Source organism: Streptomyces inusitatus (assembly GCF_014651115.1).
In the GTDB taxonomy this organism is placed as follows: Bacteria; Actinomycetota; Actinomycetes; order Streptomycetales; family Streptomycetaceae; genus Streptomyces; species Streptomyces amakusaensis.
On record NZ_BMWG01000027.1, the window covers coordinates 25,627 to 46,533 of the forward strand.

The 20,907-nt window shown below is 70.4% G+C and carries 17 protein-coding genes; 6 read left to right on the forward strand and 11 right to left on the reverse strand.

From position 1 onward, the window contains the following. The first annotated feature begins 316 nt into the window (after positions 1-316). Positions 317-3,070, forward strand: coding sequence for a serine/threonine-protein kinase (locus IE247_RS29605; RefSeq protein ID WP_190126398.1), 2,754 nt, complete (start codon positions 317-319; stop codon positions 3,068-3,070). A 242-nt stretch (positions 3,071-3,312) separates the two neighbouring features. Here IE247_RS29605 and IE247_RS29610 read toward each other — a convergent pair whose 3' ends face one another. The 7 genes from IE247_RS29610 to IE247_RS29635 form a co-directional block, all read right to left on the reverse strand. After that, positions 3,313-4,539 carry a TniQ family protein gene (locus tag IE247_RS29610; protein ID WP_190126399.1) on the reverse strand — a complete coding sequence of 409 codons (1,227 nt, stop codon included), beginning with the start codon at positions 4,537-4,539 and terminating at the stop codon, positions 3,313-3,315. 2 nt (positions 4,540-4,541) lie between these two features. After that, the gene (locus IE247_RS34605; protein WP_229869433.1) at positions 4,542-5,207 is read right to left on the reverse strand and encodes a hypothetical protein; all 666 of its coding nucleotides are present in this window, start codon (positions 5,205-5,207) and stop codon (positions 4,542-4,544) included. Positions 5,208-5,238: 31 nt separating this feature from the next. Then, positions 5,239-5,808, reverse strand: coding sequence for a hypothetical protein (locus IE247_RS34610; protein WP_229869434.1), 570 nt, complete (start codon positions 5,806-5,808; stop codon positions 5,239-5,241). Next, the gene (locus IE247_RS29620) at positions 5,789-8,047 is read right to left on the reverse strand and encodes a transposase (RefSeq protein WP_190126400.1); all 2,259 of its coding nucleotides are present in this window, start codon (positions 8,045-8,047) and stop codon (positions 5,789-5,791) included. The genes IE247_RS34610 and IE247_RS29620 overlap by 20 nt, the downstream gene beginning before the upstream one ends. Then, entirely contained in the window at positions 8,047-8,703 is a 657-nt protein-coding gene (locus IE247_RS29625; RefSeq protein WP_229869435.1) for a TnsA-like heteromeric transposase endonuclease subunit, read from the reverse strand. The genes IE247_RS29620 and IE247_RS29625 overlap by 1 nt, the downstream gene beginning before the upstream one ends. Positions 8,704-9,105: 402 nt before the next feature. Next, a complete protein-coding gene (locus IE247_RS29630; protein WP_190126401.1) occupies positions 9,106-9,975 on the reverse strand; it encodes a MerR family transcriptional regulator in 870 nt (289 codons plus the stop codon). 81 nt (positions 9,976-10,056) lie between these two features. Further along, positions 10,057-10,584 carry an HAD domain-containing protein gene (locus IE247_RS29635; RefSeq protein ID WP_190126402.1) on the reverse strand — a complete coding sequence of 176 codons (528 nt, stop codon included), beginning with the start codon at positions 10,582-10,584 and terminating at the stop codon, positions 10,057-10,059. A 139-nt stretch (positions 10,585-10,723) separates the two neighbouring features. On the opposite strand from IE247_RS29635, the gene IE247_RS29640 reads away from it, so the two are divergent. Further along, positions 10,724-11,416: a DinB family protein gene (locus IE247_RS29640; RefSeq protein WP_190126403.1), complete on the forward strand. Its 693-nt coding sequence runs from the start codon at positions 10,724-10,726 to the stop codon at positions 11,414-11,416. Between the two features lie 452 nt (positions 11,417-11,868). Then, positions 11,869-12,144: a hypothetical protein gene (locus IE247_RS29645; RefSeq protein ID WP_190126404.1), complete on the forward strand. Its 276-nt coding sequence runs from the start codon at positions 11,869-11,871 to the stop codon at positions 12,142-12,144. Between the two features lie 177 nt (positions 12,145-12,321). Here IE247_RS29645 and IE247_RS29650 read toward each other — a convergent pair whose 3' ends face one another. Beyond that, positions 12,322-13,137 carry a calcium-binding protein gene (locus IE247_RS29650; RefSeq protein ID WP_308433269.1) on the reverse strand — a complete coding sequence of 272 codons (816 nt, stop codon included), beginning with the start codon at positions 13,135-13,137 and terminating at the stop codon, positions 12,322-12,324. Positions 13,138-14,082: 945 nt separating this feature from the next. Between IE247_RS29650 and IE247_RS29655 the strand changes: the two genes are divergently transcribed. Continuing rightward, positions 14,083-15,201 (forward strand): selina-4(15),7(11)-diene synthase, encoded by a 1,119-nt coding sequence (locus IE247_RS29655; protein ID WP_229869436.1) that lies wholly within the window; start codon positions 14,083-14,085, stop codon positions 15,199-15,201. Here IE247_RS29655 and IE247_RS29660 read toward each other — a convergent pair whose 3' ends face one another. Genes IE247_RS29660 through IE247_RS29670 form a run of 3 tightly spaced genes read right to left on the reverse strand, consistent with a single transcriptional unit; the run spans position 15,202 to position 18,855 of the window. Beyond that, positions 15,202-17,343 (reverse strand): HelD family protein, encoded by a 2,142-nt coding sequence (locus IE247_RS29660; protein ID WP_190126406.1) that lies wholly within the window; start codon positions 17,341-17,343, stop codon positions 15,202-15,204. It abuts the gene before it with no gap. A 42-nt stretch (positions 17,344-17,385) separates the two neighbouring features. Beyond that, a complete protein-coding gene (locus tag IE247_RS29665; RefSeq protein ID WP_190126407.1) occupies positions 17,386-18,012 on the reverse strand; it encodes a TetR/AcrR family transcriptional regulator in 627 nt (208 codons plus the stop codon). Positions 18,013-18,069: 57 nt separating this feature from the next. After that, positions 18,070-18,855, reverse strand: a complete 786-nt coding sequence (locus IE247_RS29670; RefSeq protein ID WP_229869437.1) for a TetR/AcrR family transcriptional regulator — start codon at positions 18,853-18,855, stop codon at positions 18,070-18,072. Positions 18,856-18,956: 101 nt separating this feature from the next. Between IE247_RS29670 and IE247_RS29675 the strand changes: the two genes are divergently transcribed. After that, positions 18,957-20,096 (forward strand): ATP-binding cassette domain-containing protein, encoded by a 1,140-nt coding sequence (locus IE247_RS29675; RefSeq protein ID WP_190126409.1) that lies wholly within the window; start codon positions 18,957-18,959, stop codon positions 20,094-20,096. Further along, positions 20,089-20,868, forward strand: coding sequence for an ABC transporter permease (locus tag IE247_RS29680; RefSeq protein ID WP_190126410.1), 780 nt, complete (start codon positions 20,089-20,091; stop codon positions 20,866-20,868). Before IE247_RS29675 ends, IE247_RS29680 begins: the two co-directional genes overlap by 8 nt. The last annotated feature ends 39 nt before the right edge of the window (positions 20,869-20,907 follow it).

Sequence of the window (20,907 nt, forward strand, 5' to 3'; positions counted from 1 at the left end):
CAGGCTAACACCAAGACCAGGCACCTGACCTGGGAAAAGCAGGTAACCCCTTCACCGTGAGCCAGGCACCGGAAGTGCACTAGACGGGCCCACACGCCACGGTGGTGCCGTTCAGAACACCCTTCGGGCAGAGAACCGCCCCGACGGCTGCGGTGTTCATTCCCGTTACCTCAGGACGGCGTCGCCCTGGCGGGCATCGCTTGCGGCGGCCACGGGGTGCCGAGCAACCATCTGCACAGGGCTGATCACGAACCTTTCCCCTGCGAGCGAGGCACCGTGGCCACTACGGTGACCAGGACGAACGGGGGATCAGCCAATGGAAGACGTACAGGACTTGCTGGCTCAGTACGGCCAGTGGCGCCGAGACGAGACCGCCTCGTACGACGATCGGGCCGAGCAGCTCGCTGACATCGTGACGTTGCTCCTGGGGCAGTCCGTACCCGGTGACTCCGTCCAGCGATACGACCACGAGGACGGCCCCGGGCTCATGTACGAGTTCGAGGGATGGGACTACATCCTCAGGCTCGACGAAAACGACGACGAGCTGTTCCTTGGGCGCAAGAAGCTGATCCCCACCTCGGGCGGAGCACACGGCGGGCGGTGGGCGTCCCTGGTGTGGACCGCAGATACGATCGGCGAAGATCTCGTCGCCAGGACCCGAGAGTTCGGCGGGACGGTACTGGACCGGAGCCATCTGGAGGCGGCGGCTGCTGGGATGCGCCCCTTGGCTGAACTGATCAGGGACCACTTCCGCCGACGGCAGACGAATCTGCCCCTGCTGTCCCTGCTCACCGCTGGCGGCCGCGCCCCAGACGAATGGTCGATGACGCCGACCGCACGGCTGGTGTCGCCGCCCAGCGTGAAGACCCAGACATGGGCGGGCACGAGCGCGGAACTCCTGCTCGTCGGACAGAAGCAGCAAGACCGGCCGACCGGGATGGCGCTGCTGCCCGACCAAAAAGCCCTGGTGACCACCCCCAACGGTCTGCTCGAAGTCGATACCGTCCGGGGGAACGCCCACTGGTACCTCGCCCTGCCCGGCTGCCACGGCGCACCGGTCGTACGGGAGAACGGCGCCGTCCTGGTCCTCTGCGGCTCGACCCTGGTGCGCTGGCATGACGGTCGGCTGAACGCCATCGCGGGAGGGTTCGAAGACGGCGCGGTCCTTCTTCCCGGCCCGGACGGGGAGCCGTGGGTACTGTCCGGTTCCGGCGTCACTTTCAACACCGGCCAGGGGACCCTCGCGCTCACCCGCGCCGGCGACCAGGTCGGGGACCAGGTGAGCTACCCGATCACCTTCGAAGCCTCGGTCCGATCAGCGGTCTGGCTGGACAGGCGCCGCTTCTTCCTCGCCGCCTCCGGGCACAGTGCCGTCATCGACCTCGCCCGCACCACGGACGCCGGACAGCTCAACGACTGGATCCGCACCCCCGTCTCCTACCCGGGGCACGTCCTGCCCGCAGGCACGGACAGCGTGGTTAGCGCATCGCCTGACGGCACCGGCATCGGCGTGGGCCTGCACCGCACCGAAATCACCAGCCGCACCAGCGAGCCTCTGCTGCACACCCAGCTCGGCGAGATCTTCGGACTCGTCCAGGAACCCGACGACGGCCCGGCCTACCTGCTCGCCTCACTGCCTGACAACGACCCCACCCACGTCCGGCCAGTCCTGATGCGCCTCACCGGCCACCACACATCCGCCCCCACGATGCCCCCGCCTCCTGTCGCCCCAACCATCGGCTACGAGGCGGTGAGCCAGTCAGCCCGGGGCGAGCGCCGGGACTACCGGCTCGACAGACTGCCCCTGGCCCGCGAGGGCCAAGCCGAGGTGTTCCGCGCCGAACACAAAGACACCGGCACCATCGTGGCCTTCAAGAAGCGCATCGGCAAAGGCGCGAGGGACGAACGGCGCATGCGCCGCGAGGTGGAGGCCGCCCTGAAGTTCGGCGGCAATCCGCACGTCATGCCAGTCCTCGACTTCGGCCCCGCACACGACTGGTTCGTCATGCCGCTCGCCGAGGCCACCGTCGAGGACAAGCGAACCGAACTGCAAGACCCCGCCCAGCTGCACATCCTCGTGGGTGCCGTTGCCGCCGGCCTGGCCGACGCACACCGGCACGGCTGGATCCACCGGGACATCAAGCCGTCCAACATCCTGCTCCTGGAGGGCCGATGGACGGTTGCGGACTGGGGCATCGTGCGCCGCGCCCGCGGCGAGACCAGCACCGCCGGCCTCCTGACCCGCGCTGGCATCGGCACCGAAGGTTTCGCCGCACCCGAGCTGTCCGTCGACGGCCACGACATCACCCCCGCCAGCGACATCTACAGCCTCGGACAGCTCATCGGCTGGATCTCCACCGGCACCTGGCCCCAGGCGAACGTGCCCCTACTGCCTCCGCCCGGACCGTGGTACGGCGTCGTACGCCAGGCCACCCAGCTCGACTCCGCCCAACGACCCCAGGACATCAACACCTTCCTCAACCTCGTCGAACGCGAGACGGGCTTCCAGGACGAACTCCCCATCACCCGCGCAACCCGCCTCCTCGAAGACGCGAACGAACGCGGCGACACCGCCGCAGCTGCCCAACTCCTCACCCTCGCCGCCGACCAGCCCAACTCCTACGAGCTCTACCTCGACGTGGTCACCAAGCTGAACATCCCTGACGCCACGGCCGCGCTGCTCGCCAACCCCCAGCAGACCACCGCCGTCCTGCAGGCCCTGACTGGACACGCAGCCGGAGACCGAGGCGACTGGCCCACCTGGGAGGAGGCCGATCGAGCCGTGTGGTGGCTCCTCCGCGTCGCCTGCCTCTCCGCACAAAAACACCAGTGGCCCATGCTCGACGACGCGGTCCAAGGGATGTGCGACTGGGACGGCCGCTGGGACCGGTGGGACCCGCGCAACACCATCCGAGACTGGCTGCGCACCCTGACCGGTCAGGCCGCCGCCACCGTGGCCTCCGCACTCCGCGCCCAGCCGCACGGTGCCCGCCACTACCACGAAGTGATAGACGACCGCCGCGCTGACACAGCCATCCGCAGCGCCATCCACGCTGCTCAGCGCACCTGAGCAGCGGCGGTGTCCCTGCATGGTCTGTGCTATCCACAGGTAGGAACGCGGTGAGGACTCAAGACCGGCTGGGCGAATGCCCATGACACGCTGACTGGGTTCACCTCGCCCGCGGCCCCAGCCGTCGATGCACCACTCCAGCGGACACGCCCGGCGGCGCCGTCGGGCACCCGCACTCATGTTTCTGCGGCTCCAGTGCCGCCGCTCGGCTCCGGTTCTCCTCCGGCTCAGCGGTTGGAGACTTATGTTGTCCTGCTCCCACCAGCTCGGGCGTGGGCTCGGAGACTGCCCTTGCGCCGATCCACGTGCAGCGCCGCCTGCAAGGCTGACGACGTGCCGCGGCGCATGGCGCGTAGGTAGTAGCTCGCGGCCGGGTCTCGATTGATCGACTGAAAGACGAGGGGAAAGAGGCGCTTGGTGGCTGCGTCGTGGTTCTGGATGCCAAGAAGGGTCTCGGCGATGCCGAGGACTGCGCCGGTGACAACCGCATCGTCGGGTGGAGCGGAGTAGGCCCGCGAGTGGTGGCGCTTGCCTGGCTTCGCCTGGAGATCGCGGTATGCCTTGTGCCGGCGTTCTGCTTCTGTGTCGAGGGCAGATGCAAGGCTCAGGGTGGCCGCGTAGGTGCGCCCCGTGGGCCAGGACGCGAAGATCAAGACCATGAGGGTGCGCAGGTCCATGAAGTAGTGACTGATGGAGACCGGCGTTCCGATGCTGTGCGTGGTGTCGCGGTCTGGTGCCGTCAGGAGCGTGACGAGTCGGCGCTGGACGCGAAGGAGTTCATCGCGCGACTGGTCATCCAGCGGGCCACTGCGGTCGGGGAGCGGACCGTCGAGTGAGTAGCCGCAGGCAGGGGGTTGAGCGGATCGGGCTGATCCCGCGTTGCTTCGGCACTGGGCGGGGTGCAGGCTGCCGTCTCCGGGTCGGGGGATCAGGCTTCGCGTGCGGGCGGTGAATTGCACGAGTTGGTCGCAGGCCGGGCATCGGTGCCGGAGGAAGCAACGGTGCTTGAGGCAGGCGAAGACCACGGGGAGACGCCAAAGCCGCTGCCAGGGCCCACCATGCCGTTGCTGGATCTCGCTGCCGTCGCCTGCGAGGCAGTGCGGGCAGTATCGGGTGGACCGGAAGTAGGCCCACGGGTTGTTGTTGATCACTGATCGGGTGACCTTGGCCGAGGTGTGGGTGAGGTCGAGTGGGCCGTATCGCGGGCTGAGGGAAGCCAGTCCAAGCCCGCTGACTTCGTCTGGCGTGAGCCGAGTGACCTGCGCGAATACCTGTGCCGTGTCGGCGCCCACCGCGTGCAGGAATCCCAGAGGGAGGAGCCCGGCGGGCCGCTGGGACAAGCCGGTGCGGGTGGCGATGTCGCCCGGGGCGGTGCCCAGACGGTGGGCGAGGCGCAGGACGTAGCCGGGCAGGCTCTCGTCGGCCAGAGGGGCCAGGCCGCGGGGCAGCTGGCGAGGTTCCGTGACCATGGTCACGCTCCTCCGGCGGCGCGGTCACCGCGGTCGTCGAAGACCGTGTCGCGGCCTCGGCGCCGTGGGTTGGGCCTGGCCTGGTGTGCAGGGTGAGGCTCAGCTTCAGGGATCTCGGGAATTTCGGAAGGGTCCCGGTCGGCGAGATTGCCCAGCCGGATGGGGATCGTGGCCAGCTGTTCCGGTGTGAGCATCTCGGTGCCGGATTCGATCGCTTCGCTGCTGCCGGCCTCGATGAGGCGCTTAAGCAGGCCGACGATCCCACGGGTGCGGCGGTAGAGGTACTCCGGCATCTCTCCCTCGGTGAGCATTCCGGGCCAGGCCCGGAACAGCCTGAGTCGGTCTTCGATCCCGGCCAGGTGCTCGATGAAGGCGGTCATGCCCTCGGTGGTGTCATAGTCGAATGGGTCGAGGTCGACCAGGTCGAAGCGCCGCTCGGTCTGGGTGGCGGCTGCTGGATTGTGGCTCTTGCCGGAGTGGACCGGCGGGACGATCCACTGGCCGGTGTTCGGGTCGGCGAAGCCGCCCCTGACCAAGCCCGAGCGGGGAATGTCGACGCCGATGAGGACCAGGGTGACGTTCAGGTCCATCAGCTCGCGGATGAGGTCGAGGGTGTCTTGGTCGTCTTCGCGGTGGAGGCGGAGTCTGGTGATGTCGTCCAGCAGCAACGCGGTAGTGCGATGGTCCCGCAAAGAGTCTTTAGACCGCGCGGATCAGTCCGTTGAGGGTCTTGGGGTGCGGGGCGCCGTAGAAATCGAGGATGGTCGCGCAGAGCGCTTTCGGTGTGGCCCGTACCGGGGTGCGGCAGTAGGCGACCGGGACGAAGAGGTCGCGGGTGCCTTCGACCGGGGGAGGCAGAAGCTGGTGGTGCAGGTCCCGCCAGACGTCTTCGAAGCCAGCCGCGGCGGCGCAGGCCGTTTCGGTCTTGCCGAGGTATCCGCCGCCGCTGATCATCAGGCCGTCGCGGGTGCCCGGCTCGAAGTTCAGCGCGTTGTTCCGCAGCCTGGACCGCATGAGCTTGGTGATTCTGGCGCTCATCGGGGTCTCCAGCAGCCCGATGTTCATGTGGGTGGCTGTGCGGTGGATGTCATGCAGACCTCTGCCCCGGGGGCTGAGTGCCGTGTATTCCTCCAGCGAGAGCTTCGGGGCCGGGGTGAACAGGTCCCGTTGCCTGCGCCACTGCTGCCAGCCCTCGCGGCGGGTGCGGTCCGGTGCTGATCCGGCTCGCAGGAACGGAACGATGCCGCTCTCATTTGTTCGGTCCGCCATCGGGCTGGTCCTCCTCGTCGCCCTCGGGTAGTAGGAACAGGTCGCGGTTGCGCAGGGACGTGCCGAGGGCAGGAGGCGGTGCGGGCCGAGCTTTGACGGCCTGTTCGCGACGGTGCCGCCGTGCGTCGTCGATGCTGGCGTCCGCTTCCCGGGCTCGCTCGGGCCAACGCAGTGGGGTCACCACTGTGCTGGGTGGCGCCTGGCGCGCGGTGCCAGGGCCAACTTTCGGCGGGCGGTCGCACTGGGCGGCGTCAGCCTGGGTGACCTCGCGTGTGTGCTCGGTCCGCACGGCCTTAGGCATCCGGGTCTTCCACTGGCTCACCGGAATACGGGAGCCGATCAGCTCCAGGAGGACGGGAAGTAGCTCGTCGTCCGTTCGAGGCCGCAGTCCATGGGCTTCGGCCTTCTTGAGCAGTTCGCGTACCCGTGCGTCGCCAAAGGCGGGGGCCTGCCCGCTGGGCGGCAGCCCGGTCCAGGGCAGCGGGTGCCAGTCGTGCGTGAGCGGGTCCTGGAAGAACACCGTGCGGCGGTCTCTGGGGTCGCGACGGATGATCCACTGGCCCTTGTGCTTGCCGCCGCGGGTGGAGCGCTGGCCCCGATAGGGGTCCAGGGAGCGGCTGTCGTACCAAAGTCCGAGAACCTTCACCCCGCGCCGGGGATCGATCTTCTGAACATAGTGAACGGGCAGCAGTTCGTAGAACAGGTCCGGTGACGGGATCTCCATGGCGAAGCCAGCCTGTGCGAACGAGGCCGCGAACAGCGAGTTGGGGCTGTGATCGCCTCCGAGGTCCCAGCTGGGTGCGTACTCGCCCAGCTTGCGCCGCTGCCAGACTGAGACGATCCAGGTGGCAATCAGGTGTTCCATCTCGTCGATGGTCAGCACCGCGTCGCCCTCCGGGTCAGCGCCGCGGTCGGCGGGGTCGATGCCGGTGTAACCGGGCAGCTGCTCGAACAGCAGCGTCCTGATCGCTCCGAAGGCCCGTTCGACCGCTGCCTTGTCGGTCGGCCGTAGGACGCGTGCGGGAAGGATGTTGCAGCCAAGCACCCGTTGGACGTCGACCAGGTGATGGTTGCGGTAGACCGAGCCGTGGTCGGTGGTCACGGTCTCCGGGGTGAAGAACGGCAGGCCGGCGACCTTGTGCCCGGCGAACTCGGCGACCACCGCGGCGGGCAGGCCGGGATAGGGCCACTCCAGTTCCTCGCCCCAGTCGGACCGCATGGGCAGCGGCAGCATCACGTCCCGCAGCAGCATCGCGACATCCACGGACTTGTCGGAGACCACGGTGAGGCGGAAGGCGCAAAGAGCGTGTGTATGGACGCCCATGGCGAGTGTGAGGTGGGTTCTCACCGGGTCACCGAACACGCCATCACGGACCACCACCGGCAGAACCGTGGTATCGAGCGCTACTACCTGGCCCGGACGGTGGACCAGCACGTGCCCGTTCTTAATCGGTAGTTCGGCGGACCGGGCATAGCGCTGACGGGTTCCGCCCGGCCCGAACCACTCCCGCCAGACGGCCCGCAGGGTGTTGTAACAGGGAACGGTGATGTCCCGGCTGGGGAAGGTTTCCCGTACGTACTGGTGGATCATGCGCTCGCGGGTCCGCATCGTCACCTTCGAGCGGTGGAGCGTCTCCGCCCGGACGGCGAAGATCGCCTCGCGGATCTCTTCGGTAATGCTGGGGTGGCCACCGCTCTTCCTCAGCCATCGCTCGTCGGCGCAGCCGACCAGTCCGGCCTCCCGCCGGCGCTGGTCCCACCGGATCAGGGTGCGGTAGCCGACCCGGTCCAGGCCCAACAGCTTGGCCTGCTGCCGGTCCATCGCCTTCAGCTCGGCGACCTTGGCTAGTCGGCGGTCCGTCAACGTCGTCGTGGCCGGGTCGTACTGCGCTCTCGGTTCACCCGGCCCCGCGCGCAGCGGATCCCCACTGCGAAAACCTGTCTCGACCTCCAGCAGGTGGGCCAGCCGACAGGCGGCCAGCTCCCGCCGTCCCGGCTCCAGATCCTGTGCGTTCTTCGGCTGACGCCCGCGACTGGCTCCTGGTGCCGAGGTCGTTGACGCCGGGCGACAACCGGGGTTGTTGGCGAGGAAACGGAAGCTCACGCGCTGCCGAGAGCCGTCGTCCCGGACCAGCTGCACCCGGCCCAGCTCCGGCTCGCGGCGCTCGACCGTCCACTCCGTGCCGTCCAGCACCAGCGCCGCCCCTGGAGACAGGTCCAGGACATGCGCGGCCCTCATCACTCACCACCCGCCGGGTGCACGACGACGGAGCGGTCCCCGAACGGCTCCCCCAGATCGACGCCGAGCTGCCGGTGCCAGAGGAGGTGCAGAAGCTGGGCCCGGGCCAGCGGAGGAAACGGCGCCGCGTCCGCGAGTTCGACGAACGCTGGTCGCTCCCGAGCCGCCGCCAGCAGGGTCGGTCGCAGCGCAAGTGGATCGGACAGGTGCCGCCGCTGGGAAGAGAACACGTCGACCGCTGCCGAGACGTGTTCCACCCACTCCGCCGCAACTGTGTAATGCCAGCCGCAGGCCAGTGCGACCTCGGCGGCTGCGGCGAACGCCTCCAAGTCCTCCGGCTCGATGAGCGCTCGCGGCCGTACATCGATCAGCCAGACACCGGTCCGGGTCACCGCGAGGAAGTCCGGGATGTGCCCCCGCCGCGCAGTCACCGTGTCGAACCGCAGACGCATGGGCTGCGACACCACGTCGACGAGGCCGGCCGCAAAGTCCAAAGCCAGCAGCAGACGGGCCTCCTCCAAGCTTTCGGCACCGTGATGACGCCCTGTACTGACAAGAAACTGGAGGCCAGGGCGGTGGCGTTGGGCTCGGCGCCACGAGAACCAGCGCAGGGGGTTGCCTCCGGCCACTGGCGCCTCGGCCAGATCCCGCACCATGCACGACACTTCATCGCCCGCCGTACGCCACGTCGCCGTCCAACGACGGGTCCACCCCGGCCGCAGGTCCAGTCCGCCCCGGCCCGCCGCGACGGACACAGGAACGAGCAGCTCGTCCCACCTGCACCTGTGCGACCACAACCCTCTGCTCTGGGTCTCGCCCCCGGGCGGAAGATGTACGCGAGAACGTGCTCCGTCCACAGCTCCAGCGAACCCGCACCGTTGACGAGCACGAGGAGATTCTCCGGAGCTGGTGACAACATGATTGAGAACAGCCCAGAAGTGACAACTACTGCGCGCATCCGGTGACAGAAAGCGCTGAGATCCTCGGAAAACCGCCCAGGTCAGCGGGCGTCATCGGTGACAACAATCGCTGCGAGTCACACCGATCCAGGCCGCGCCTCAGGCAACGGGCGAGTCCTGGGCGGACAGCTCTTCGGCCAGTTCCATACAGCGCAGCCGGGCCGGGGAGAAGTCGTAGGGCATCTTGCCGATGGCCTCGAACGCGCTCATGGAACCGGCCTCGCCGCCCTCTGGGTGCAGAGCGTCCCAGGCGTCAAAGAGGGCGTCGTCGGCCTCGTCCAAACCGGACTCCTCGATGACGGCCTGGAGGGCGGTTTCGAAGGCGTGCCGCTCGGCGGCCGTTCGAACCACCCGTGGATCGTCGACGGCGACGCTGTCGTCGAGTGCTTCCTCGGCCTCGTCGACGCGGTCGGAGTCCTCCCGCAGAGCGGGATGCGTGGCCAGGGCGATGAAACGGGTGGCCTGGGCGGCCGCGCCGAGCGGGCCGAAGATCCGCTCGGTGACCAGCAGAGTGTCCAGGTCCGCCTGACGCAGGGAGCCCTCGGGCAGGCTCTTGAGGCGTTCGGTGACGAAGTCGGAGAGCAGGCCCATCCGGCTGCCCTCGGTGCGCATCCGCCGCACGGCGGTCCGCTGCCGCCGCAGTCTCGCCTCCTGCTCGGCGAGGGTTTCCTCCAGCCGCTCCAGGATGCCCGCGATGCCTTCCCCGCTGTCCGCACCGGCGGAAGCGGTGCCGGTGGTGAAGGCGTCACGGATGCCGTCCAGGGCGATCCCGGCGTCGGCCATCCTGCGAATCCACAGCAGGCGGATCATGTCCTCGTACTCGTAGCGACGGCGGCCATCACCGCCCCGCTCGGGCTCGGGCAGCAGGCCGATCTGGTGGTAGTGGCGAATCGCCCGTGGCGTGCTGCCGACGAAGGCCGCCGCGTCGCCGATCCTGACCTGGCGGGGTGGCATGAAAGACGGACGCATGAGCGGGACCTCTCCTCAGGGGCTCGGGACGCGAGCCCACCGGACCACATGCCGCTACGGAAGGTGCAACCCGTACCCACGTCACAGCCCTGTGCGCAGCCACTCCGTGAGCGCCGCGAAGTCCGCGTCCGTGAGGCCGTGGCGGGGGTCGACACGGTGGAGGAGGGATCGGGCCGGGTGGTGGTTCGCCACCCAGGTCCGGTCGGTGTCGGTGATCTCGTCGTCGACCCAGATGAAGGAGCGGCCGACGGCGTGGGCGAGGAGGGGGCGGGTCTTCCAGTGGAGTCCGCCGGGCTCGTGCTCGCCGGGAGAGGGATCGGGCCAGATCACTACGGGGAGGGAGGGCAGACCGAGCAGAGGTGCGACGCATTCGTTCGCGTCGGCCATCCAGGTCGTCGCCCACACCAGCTCGCATCCCAGCGCCGTCAGCCGGGGGCCGTGCGCGGGATTGATCCTGGCCAGCAGTGGATTCCCAGTGGCTGTCGACCGCCCGGGGCCCGGGTGGTACGTCGGGTAGCCGTCCGGATACTGCTGAGGTGTCGCGCCGAAGGGGATGAGGGGGCCGTCGATGTCGAGAAAGAGAAGGGGAAGCTGCTCCGGACCGGTCACGACCGCACGATAGCGGTCCGGCGGGCGGTCAGCGCCGGCCGCCGACGAAGACGGCTTACAGGACCGCGGTCACCGCGTCGCCGGGTGGGCCGGGCGGAAAAGCGGTGGACGCACCACGTAAGGAGAACAGACTGGGGCCATGGTCGAATCGGAACCCAAGGATGTCCTTCGCTACTACCTCCAGTCCGCCAGGGACGCCCTGCTGTGGAAGCTCGAAGGGCTCTCGGAGTACGACGCGCGCCGACCGCTGACGCCGACCGGGACCAACATTCTGGGCCTGGTCAAGCATGTGGCCAGTATGGAGTTGGGCTATCTCGGCGACACCTTCGGGCGGCCGTCGGGCGAGCCGCTGCCGTGGATGGCGGAGGCGGCCGAGTCCAATGGCGACATGTGGGTCACCGCCGACGAGTCGCGGGAGGACGTGGTGGGGCTCTACCGCCGGGCGTGGGCGCACACGGACGCGACGATCGAGGCGCTGGAGCTGGAGACCGTCGGCAGGGTGCCGTGGTGGCCGGACGGCCGGGACGAGGTGACGCTGAATCATGCCGTGATCCGCATGATCGCCGATACGCACCGGCACGCCGGGCACGCCGACATCCTCCGTGAACTGCTCGATGGGGCGGTGGGGATGAATAAGAACAACACGGGCATGGCCCCGGGGGACCCGGCCTGGTGGGAGAGGCATCGCGACCGAGTGGAGAAGGCCGCTCGGGAGGCCGGCGGGGGCAGCGGCGGCGCGGCGGCGGGGGCGGCGAACCGGCCTGGCGTTCCGTCCATGACCGACCCCGAGGTCCGGGGTCTTCTCACCCGGGAACCGGAGCAGGGGAACTGACACCCGATCAGGAGTTAGGCGAAATGCCCGGAATCTACAGTAGAGATTGAGCCACCGTCAGCCATCGCTCATCGAGGGCGCGTTCGGCGTCGATACGGGTCGGAAATTGCTGAACCGGGCCCGACGGCGGGTCGTCCGGCGCCCCTGCGGCCCACCCCTGGAGGCCTGGAGCAGGAAAGAGTGCGGCCGGCGCGCCCATGTGGCCGACCGGCCGAGCAGGGTCTCCCGGGGTGGGGTTTGCCGATGAGAATGAGTCACCCGGGGCGGGTTCATCGAGAATCAGCCAAGATCAACATCTTCCTGACCAGGCGCTTTACTTGCCTTTGACCCGATGGCAAGCTGACGGTCACTTCGGCCCCAGTGGCAACACCCTCAGTTCATCTCACCCGTCTCGACGGGCGATTGGCGCTGGGCCGAATCCGGACATCTGAGTTCCCAGAAGCGGAGAGAGAATGAAGCGTCGCGTACGCAGTGCGGGGTTTGCGGTTTTGGTGGCGACGGGCATCGCCCTGACGATGTCGAGCGGCACCGCGCACGCTCAGGAGCAGCAGCCGCGCTCCGGCATTCTGTCCGGCGGTCTGATCAACATCAACGGACCGCTGATCTACAACACCGGTGACATCGACCTGATCGAGGATGTCTTCGAGCACATCAGCATCCCGATCCTGGGCCAGGCCGTGCACCAGATGTACGACTGGGCCAAGTTCGACGGCAAGCTCTTCAAGTAGCGTCATCGGGCAGCGGTCCGCGAAGGACTACGCACCCGGCAGCGGGCCCGTCCGGCCGGTCGCACTCCCGTGCGGCCCCCGGCGTCGGGCGGGCCCGGCTCGAGTGCCCCCGGCCCGGAAGGGCTCGGGGGCACTGTCAGCATCTGGGCCGGTGAGGAAACGTGGACTGGACGGGGACTAGCGGACGTCGATGCCGTCGCCGCCCGAGTTCACGGCCTGGGTGGTGGTGGTGCCGGCGAAGCTGTAGCGGTAGTCACCGTCGACGGTCGCCTTGACCGTGGTCTTCAGGTTGCCCTTCTTGTCCGTCTTCACGGTCTTGAGGGTGGAGTAGGCCTTGGTGCCCTTCTTGCGGAACTGGAGCTGCACCGACTGGTCGGTGTAGCCCGCGTACTTCTCGGTCTCCCAGTTGATACGGGTCAGCGCACCGGTGACGGTGAGGGTCTTGCCCTTCTTCACCGGCTCCGGCGAGGCGTTGACGCTGAGCTTGGCCGCGCGCTGGATGTTGAAGGACTTCACGTTGTCCTTCATGGTGAAGTCGTAGTCCTTGGCGTCCGCGGTGGCCGCGACCTTCCAGTTCGTGCCCAGGGAGTTCTTGTTCAGGTCCCACCACGGCTCAACGACGAAGGTGACCGTGCAGGTGACCGTCGTGCCGGTGCCGCACTTGGCGGTGTCCTCCTCGGCGAAGACGAAGCCGTCCTCCTTGCCGACCGCGCCGTGCCAGAGGTAGGCGTCGGCCGACGCGATACCGGAGTTGTCGCTGGCCGTGAAGCTCACCTTGAACTTCACGTTGGCGGTGCCGGCAACGACGGGCTTGCCACCGTTGACGACGACCTTCGAGATCTTGGTGTCGCCGAGCTGGACATCGTCCGCACCCTTGGCCGCGAACGCCGAACGGGGGGCGTCCGAGACGGGCTTGTCATCGGCCTGTGCGACCGGAGCGACCAGGGACGTGAGCGCCAGGGCGCCCGTTACCACGGCGGCAGATGCACGCATGCGCATATTTTTCCCAGTTCAGAGGGGGCTCCAAGACGCGACGCACGCGCCCTCTGGGTGCCCGGAGGTCTATGAGTCTGCTGACTCATCAAGTCCAGACAAGGGGGCTCTGTGAATGGTTGCATCGATGTATGAAGATTCTATGAGTGATAACGGCAGTTGAGCCGCCGAAGCCAGTCGCCACGGCCCTGAACTCGCCCCTTATCACCGGGGGATTCAGCGCCGAACCGCCCCGCGCCACGGCCGCGCTCCCCCGACCGGCCATTCTCGGCCAGCTCGCAACGCGGCGAAGGGGCACGGAGGGCCCGACACGCCGCAAAGTGTGATCACTGAGTCACTCCACGCAGTCATGCCGCACTCCCCTCCTGAGGCTTCTGAGCCTTCTGAGGCCATTCATGCCAGTACGCCCCGCCGCCCCCGGATCCCCCGGCCCCCGCCCGGCATCGACGCCGCAGCCTCCCGCCGACCCCCGGACGACCGCCGGGCGCGCCACGTCCGCTTCGGCCCGGCCGATCCCCCGCCATCAGGGACTCTCCCCTCCGGACGGCTGCTCCCGAAAGCGCTCCGGGGCGCACGCCCGCCTGCCGGCCGCCCTCGAACGGCCGCCGGAGGGGGCGACAACGCCGGTACGGGAGGCCCGGAGCGGGCGGGAAGTGGCGTGAAGGGCCCGTTGGAAGGGGTGTGACCGGTGAGTACGATGCGCCGTATTCGATCAGTCGCATGGAGTGACTCGCCGCGGGGGGCGCTCAACGCCCTCCCGTGAAGCAGCGGTTCGCAAAGCGTCGATTCGCATCCGTACCCGTAACCCGTAACTCGCAACCCGTACCCACACCCGTACCCGTACCCGTCGCCCCACCGGGCGTGCCGAGCGCGCCTCCCGTATCCGACATCCGACCAGCCTCGGACCCGGCAGGCAGATTCGACAGAGCAGAGAGGTGGCCGAAAGTGGGGCCCGAGCTGACCATTCCGCCGATCTTCTCCCCCATTCCTCCCGCCATCCACCCCCGGCACGCCGCCATAGACGCCCAGACCTCCGCCTGGGCCAAAACCATCGGCATCGGCACCGAAGAACTCCGGGCCCGGCTCGTCAGCCATGACATCGGCACCTTCTCGGCCATGATCCTTCCTGACGGCCGCGACGAAGTCGTCTCCCTCCTCTCCGACTTCATCCTCTGGCTCTTCGGCGTGGACGACGGCTGCTGCGAGGAGAGCGAGCTCGGACACCGCCCCGGAGATCTGATCGCGCTGCTGCACCGGCTGCTGCGCATCGCCCAGAACCCCGAGACACCGCTCCTCGAACGGGACCCGCTCGCGGTCGGACTCCGCGATCTGCGCGCCAGGGTCTCCCGGTACGGCACCCACAGCCAGGCCGCCCGCTGGATCGACGCGCTGCGCGAGTACTTCTTCTCCGTCGCCTGGGAGGCCGAGCACCGCCGCGCCGGTACCGTCCCCGGCCTGGACGACTACACGCTCATGCGGCTCTACGACGGGGCCACCACCGTCGTACTCCCCCTGCTGGAGATGGGCCACGGCTATGAACTCCAGCCCCACGAGCGCGACAGCCCCAGCACCCGGGCCGCCGCCGAGATGGCGTCCTTCATCATCACCTGGGACAACGACATCCTGTCCCACCACAAGGAGAGCCGGAGCAAGGGCTACTGGCTCAATGTGATCCGCGTGCTGGAGCACCACCACGGCATGGCCCCCGACGAGGCGCTGGCGACCGCCGTCGCCCAGCGCGACCGGGTGATGTGCCGGTATCTGCGGCTGAAGGACGACCTCATGGCGACCGCAGGACCGCAGTTGCGCCGCTATCTCACCAGTCTGACCCACTTCGTCCGGGGGGCGCAGGACTGGGGCATCAGCTCCGTCCGCTACACCACCCCGCACGACCCCGCCCGGTTGCCCACCTCCTTCAGCGACCGGCCCACCGACGACCGTGATCTGCCGCTGGGCATACCCGTCGTGGCCTGGTGGTGGGATCTGCCGACGCTCACCGGCGCGTCAGGAACCTGCACAGGGACGGGGACCGCCGAGCGGGTACGCCAGACCGCGCCCGTCTGATCAGAGCGCGGGCCCCGCCAGTTCGGCCGGCAGCGGCAGGCGGTGCAGAACGTCCAGGCGGGAGACGGCGCGGGTGAGGGCCACGTACAGCCGATGCGTACCGCGTGGCTCCGCGCCCACGATCGCGGCGGGTTCGACGACGACGACGTGCTCGTACTCCAGTCCCTTGGCGAGCGCGGCGGGCACCACCGTCACCCGGGCGGCGGCCGCCCCGGCGGCCTCCGGCGTCCCGGCGACGGCCGTCTCGACGCCCGCACCCGTCAGCGCCGTACGCAGGGCGCCGGTGCCGGGGCCGTCGGCGACGACCCCGATCGAGCCCTCGCGGGAGAGCGCGGCGCGCACCGCGGCGACGGTCGCGGCGGCGAGGTCGTCCACCCGGCGGACCGTCAGCTCGCCGCCCGCGCGCAGGGAGCGGGCCGGGGGCACCTCGACGCCGAGCGCGGGGAGCAGCCGGCCCGCGAAGTCCACGATCGTGGCCGGGACCCGGAAGCCGGTGGTCAGCGGGATGACGGCGGCGTCCGGGCGGCCCAGATGGGCGAGCTGCCCGGGCCAGGTCCGGGCCGCCCAGGGGGTGGTGCCCTGGGCGAGGTCGCCGAGGACGGTCAGCGAGCCGGAGCCGCCGACGCGTCTGGCGATCGCGCGGCACTGCATCGGCGAGAGGTCCTGGGCCTCGTCCACGACGACATGGGCGAAGCCCTCCGGCCGTTCGATCAGTCCGGCCAGCTCGTCCAGGAGCAGCAGATCGGCGGCGCTCCACCGCGCGGACCGGGGGGAGCGCGGCGGCCGGGCCCAGCGGATCGCCTCCCGCTCGGCCGGGGTGAGCGCGGTGTCGGCGGGGTCGGTGAGCAGCCCGGCGAGGACCTCCTCGGGCCGGGCCCCGGGCCAGACCGCGTCGACGAAGGCGGCGACCGGGCGGGCCCGCCCGATCCGCCGGGCCCAGGTCTCGCCCCGGGGCCCGGCCCGGCGCTCCGCCCGGCGGCGCAGTGCCCGGACGGCACGGCCCCGGACGCGTTCGCGGCCGACGGCGTACGGCGGGGCCTCGGCGCGCACCTCGGCGACGATGCCGGCCAGTTCGTCCCGCGGGACCCGCCAGCGGTAGGAGCCGTCGGGGACGGTGAGTTCCTCGGCGGGCGGGGCGACTCTGGCGTACAGCGCCCGGTGCAGCACCCCGGCCATGCGCGCGTCGTGTTTGACGGCCTCGGCGGCGGGGCCGTCCTGGGCCCGGGTCTCATGGGCGGCGATCTCCTCGTCGATGGTCGACTGGCGGACGCCGCTCTCGCCGAGGGCGGGCAGGACTTCGGCGATGTACGCGAGGAAGGCGCGGCCGGGGCCGAGGACGAGCAGCCCGCCGCGCCGGACGCGCTGGGGGTGGGCGTAGAGGAGGTAGGCGGCGCGGTGCAGGCCGACGGCGGTCTTGCCGGTGCCCGGCGCGCCCTGCACACAGAGGGAGCGGGTGGGCTCCGAGCGTACGAGGTCGTCCTGTTCGGGCTGGATGGTGGCGGCGATGTCGCGCATCGGGCCGAGGCGGGGGCGCTCGATCTCCCGGACCACGACGGCGCCGGGCACGGGACCCACGCCGGTGCCGGTGCCCGCGCCCACGCTGGTGCCCGTGCCGGGCAGGCTCAGCGGTTCGTCCTCGATGCCGGTGAGGTCCGCCGGTTCGCCGGTGGCGAAGGGGGCCCAGCCGAAGCGGCGGCGGACCGCGACGCCCTGGGGGTCGCGGGGGCTCGCCTGGTAGAAGGCGCGGGAGACGGGGGCCCGCCAGTCGATGACCAGGGGTGGTTTCAGGGGGTCTTCGGTGATCCGGCGGCGGCCGATGTGGTAACTCTGCCCGCTGTGGTCCCCGGCCCCGGAGGCGGCGTCGGTGGCGAAGTCCAGTCGGCCGAAGAACAGCGGACCCTCGGGTTCCGCGCGTAGTTCCTTTGCCAGACCGCGGAGATGGCGGCCGAGCACTTCGGCGTCGGCGCCGGACGCGAAGGCGTTCTCTCCCGTACGGACGGAGCGCACGGCGTCGTCGGCCATCGCGGACAGGGCGGCGCGGCAGGCCTCGTGGTGGGCGCGCTCCTGGCGCAGGGCCTGGTCCGGGGCCTGGTCCGGGACATGGCTGGGGGCATGGCTGGGGGCATGGCTGAGGTCGGTCATTGCAGCGAGGCTAGCGTAACCGAGTTACATTTTTAACCGAGTTCAGGAATTCGGCTCCAGGCCGTCCTTGAGCTGGCCGAAGGCGATCCCGGCGGCCTCCGCCGCGCCGGGGCGGACGTGGGCCGCGCTCTCCCCCGCCGCGATCCGCCGCCAGCTGTCCTCGGCGAGGATCCGCTGTACGGCGATGATCTGCCCGGCGGCCAGCCGCCCCCGGAGGCCGCCGCCGAGCGCCTCGGCGAGCGCCAGCTCCGAGCGGCCCTGGAAGGTGTGCAGCCGCGCGACCAGGCTCGGCGTCCCGTACAGCAGCCGGTGCAGGGCGAGCACCTCGGGCTCGTCATTGACCCCGGTCACCGGCTCGTACCGGTCCAGGCCCGCCAGGAAGTGGCGGTGCAGGGCGTCCAGCGGCGAGAGGCCCGGCGGCCGGCCCGCCACCACCCGGGCGGCCTCGCCCTCGTGGTCGGCCAGCCGGTGCAGCACCAGGTCCTCCTTGGCGGGGAAGTACCGGAAGAGGGTCGGCTTGGAGATCCCGGCTGCGGCGGCGATCTCGGCGACGGAGACCGGGCCGAAGCCCTTCGCCAGGAAGAGGGCGATCGCCGCGTCGGAGATCGCCTGGTACGTCTGGCGCTTCTTGCGTTCCCGCAGGCCGCCGCCCGCCTCGTCACCGCTCATGGGGCCGAGCGTACGGGGCGGCCCGGCCGCGGGTGGACCGCAGGTGGGCCGCGGGCCTCAGGCCGGGGCCCCGGTGGGGGTCTCGGTGTCGCCCCGCCGGGCGATCAGGGCGGACACACCGTCCAGGAGGATGCTCAGACCGAGGGAGAACTCCCGGTCCGGGTCGCCCGGTTCGAAGAGGACGCCGGAGGCGAGGGCCCGGGCGACGGAGGGGTAGCGGGCCGGGTCCGCGAGGCGTTCGAGGGTGCGGCCGTAGCGGCGCATGACCTGGTCGGCGGTGAGTCCGGTGGAGTCGATCGCCGCGGCGAGGTCCGCCGTCACCAGCGCCTCGTCCCGGACGAACCCGGTGACCAGCATGATCACGTACAGCTTCCGGCCCTCGTCGAGGCCGGTCTCCTCCAGGGCCGCGAGCCCCTGCTCCCACCAGGCCACCGAGTTGGGGGTGGCGGGCGGCCCGGAGACCGGGATGCGCAGGGCCCAGAGGTTGCGGCGCAGGGCGGCGCGGTGCGCCGCGGCCCAGGCCGCGATCGCCTCGCGCCAGCCGGTGCCGGGGGGCGGGGGCGGGGGCGGCGGGCCCACGGCCGCCTCCAGCATCAGGATGTACAGCTCGCCCTTGGCCGCGACATAGCGGTAGAGGGACATGGTCGAGACGCCCAGCTCCTTGGCGACCCGGCCCATCGAGACCGCGTCGAGCCCCTCCGCCGCCGCCAGGGCGACCGAGGCGGCCACGATCCGGTCCAGGCTCAGCCCGGGCCGGGGCCCCTTGGCGGGGCGCTCGCGCAGGCCCCACGCGGCTTCGATGCTGGCGGGCAGACCGGTGTCCGCGTCGCCGCTGTCTCTCATCACACCCCTCGCCCTCACCCTCGGCCGTCGGCTTGACGCCCATCCTAGTAATGCGTAACCCTTACGCAATAACGCGTATGGCATACGCAGAAGGGTTGGCCATGCATCGACGGCGCACCTCGCACACCGAACCCACCGCCCGCACCTCCTCCCGCACCTCCCGACGCACCCCCTCCTCACCAGAACCCCACCGGCCCGACGCACCGGCCATCGAGGCCATCGGCCTCCGGAAGTCCTTCGGACCCGTCCGGGTGCTGACCGGAGTCGATCTCCAGGTGGAGAGGGGCGAGGTCTTCTCCCTCCTCGGGCCCAACGGCGCGGGCAAGACCACCACCGTCCGCATCCTCGCCACGCTCACCGCCCCGGACGGCGGCCTGGCGCGCGTCGCCGGGCGCGATGTCGTCGCCGAGCGCGCGGCGGTCCGCCGCGTGATCAGCCTGACCGGGCAGTTCGCGGCGGTGGACGAGAAGCAGACGGCCGAGGAGAACCTCCGGATGATGGCCCGGCTGAGCGGTCTCTCCCGGCCGGCCGCGCGCCGCCGGGCCGCCGAGCTGCTGGAGCGCTTCGATCTGACCGCCGCCGCCCGCCGCCGGGCACAGACGTACTCGGGCGGCATGCGGCGACGGCTCGACCTCGCCGCCGGACTGGTCGGCGAACCGGAGGTGATCTTCCTCGACGAGCCGACGACCGGGCTCGACCCGCGCAGCAGGGCGGGGCTGTGGGAGGTGGTGCGGGAGCTGTCGGCGGCGGGCTCGACGGTGTTTCTGACCACCCAGTATCTGGAGGAGGCCGACCGGCTGGCCGACCGGATCGCGCTGGTCGACGGCGGCCGGCTGATCGCGCAGGGCTCGGCCGACGAGCTGAAGGCGAGGGTCTCGGGCCACCGTCTCGACCTCGTCGCCGCCGGCCCGGAGGCGTATCTGCGGATCGTCTCGCGCGTCGGCCCGGAGGCCGGGCGGCCGTGGCGGCCGTGGCGGCGGCCCGAGGGAGCGGCCCAGGCCGGACCCGTACCGGCGCACGAGCCCTGGCAGCCCCGGCAGCTCCGGCACTCCCCCGACAGCCTGACCCTCGCCCTCCCCACGGACGGCGGCGCGGACGAGGTCCGGGCGCTGCTGGACCGGGCCGACCCCGAGCGGTGCGATGTGGTCCGCTTCTCGGTGGAGCGGGCCACTCTCGACGATGTCTTCCTCGCCCTGACCGGCCGGGAGGCCGCACCCCACCAGGAGACCGCCCATGTCTGACGCCCTCGGCTCTGACGCCCTCGGCCCGATCGGCCGGACGGTGACGATGACCGGCCGCCGGATCCGGATCAGCGCCCGCGACATCGACGCCGTCATCACCTCGCTGCTGCTGCCGCTGATGCTGATGGCGGTCTTCATCTATCTCTTCGGCGGCGCGATCGACACCGGCACCGCCTATGTCACCTATGTCGTCCCCGGCGTCCTCGTGCTCTGCGCCGCCTTCGGCGGGTCCACCACCGCCATCGGGGTGACCGAGGACATGAAGGGCGGCATCATCGACCGCTTCCGCTCGCTCGGGGTGGGCGGTACGTCGATCCTGGCCGGCCATGTCGTCGCCAGCACCCTGCGCAATCTCCTCTCCACGGCGCTGGTGCTGGGCGCGGCCCTGCTGATCGGCTTCCGCCCCGACGCGTCCCCGGCCGGCTGGCTGGCGGCGGCGGGGCTGCTGACCGCCTTCGTGGTGACGATCTCCTGGCTCTCCACGGCGGTCGGACTGCTGGCCCGCACCCCCGAGGCGGCGAGCGGCTTCAGCTTCTTCATGGTCTTCCTGCCCTATCCGAGCAGCGCGTTCGTCCCGATCGACACCATGCCCGGCTGGCTGCACGGCTTCGCGGAGCACCAGCCGGTGACCCCGATGATCGAGTCCCTGCGGGGGCTGCTGCTCGCCGAGCCGGTGGGGAACGAGCCCTGGGTCGCGCTGGCGTGGTGCGCGGGGATCCTCACGGTGTCGGTGGCCGCGTCGGCGGCCCTGTTCCGGGTACGGAGCCGATGAGGCCCGCGACCCGGGCCCGGGGCCCAGAGCGGCGGCCGT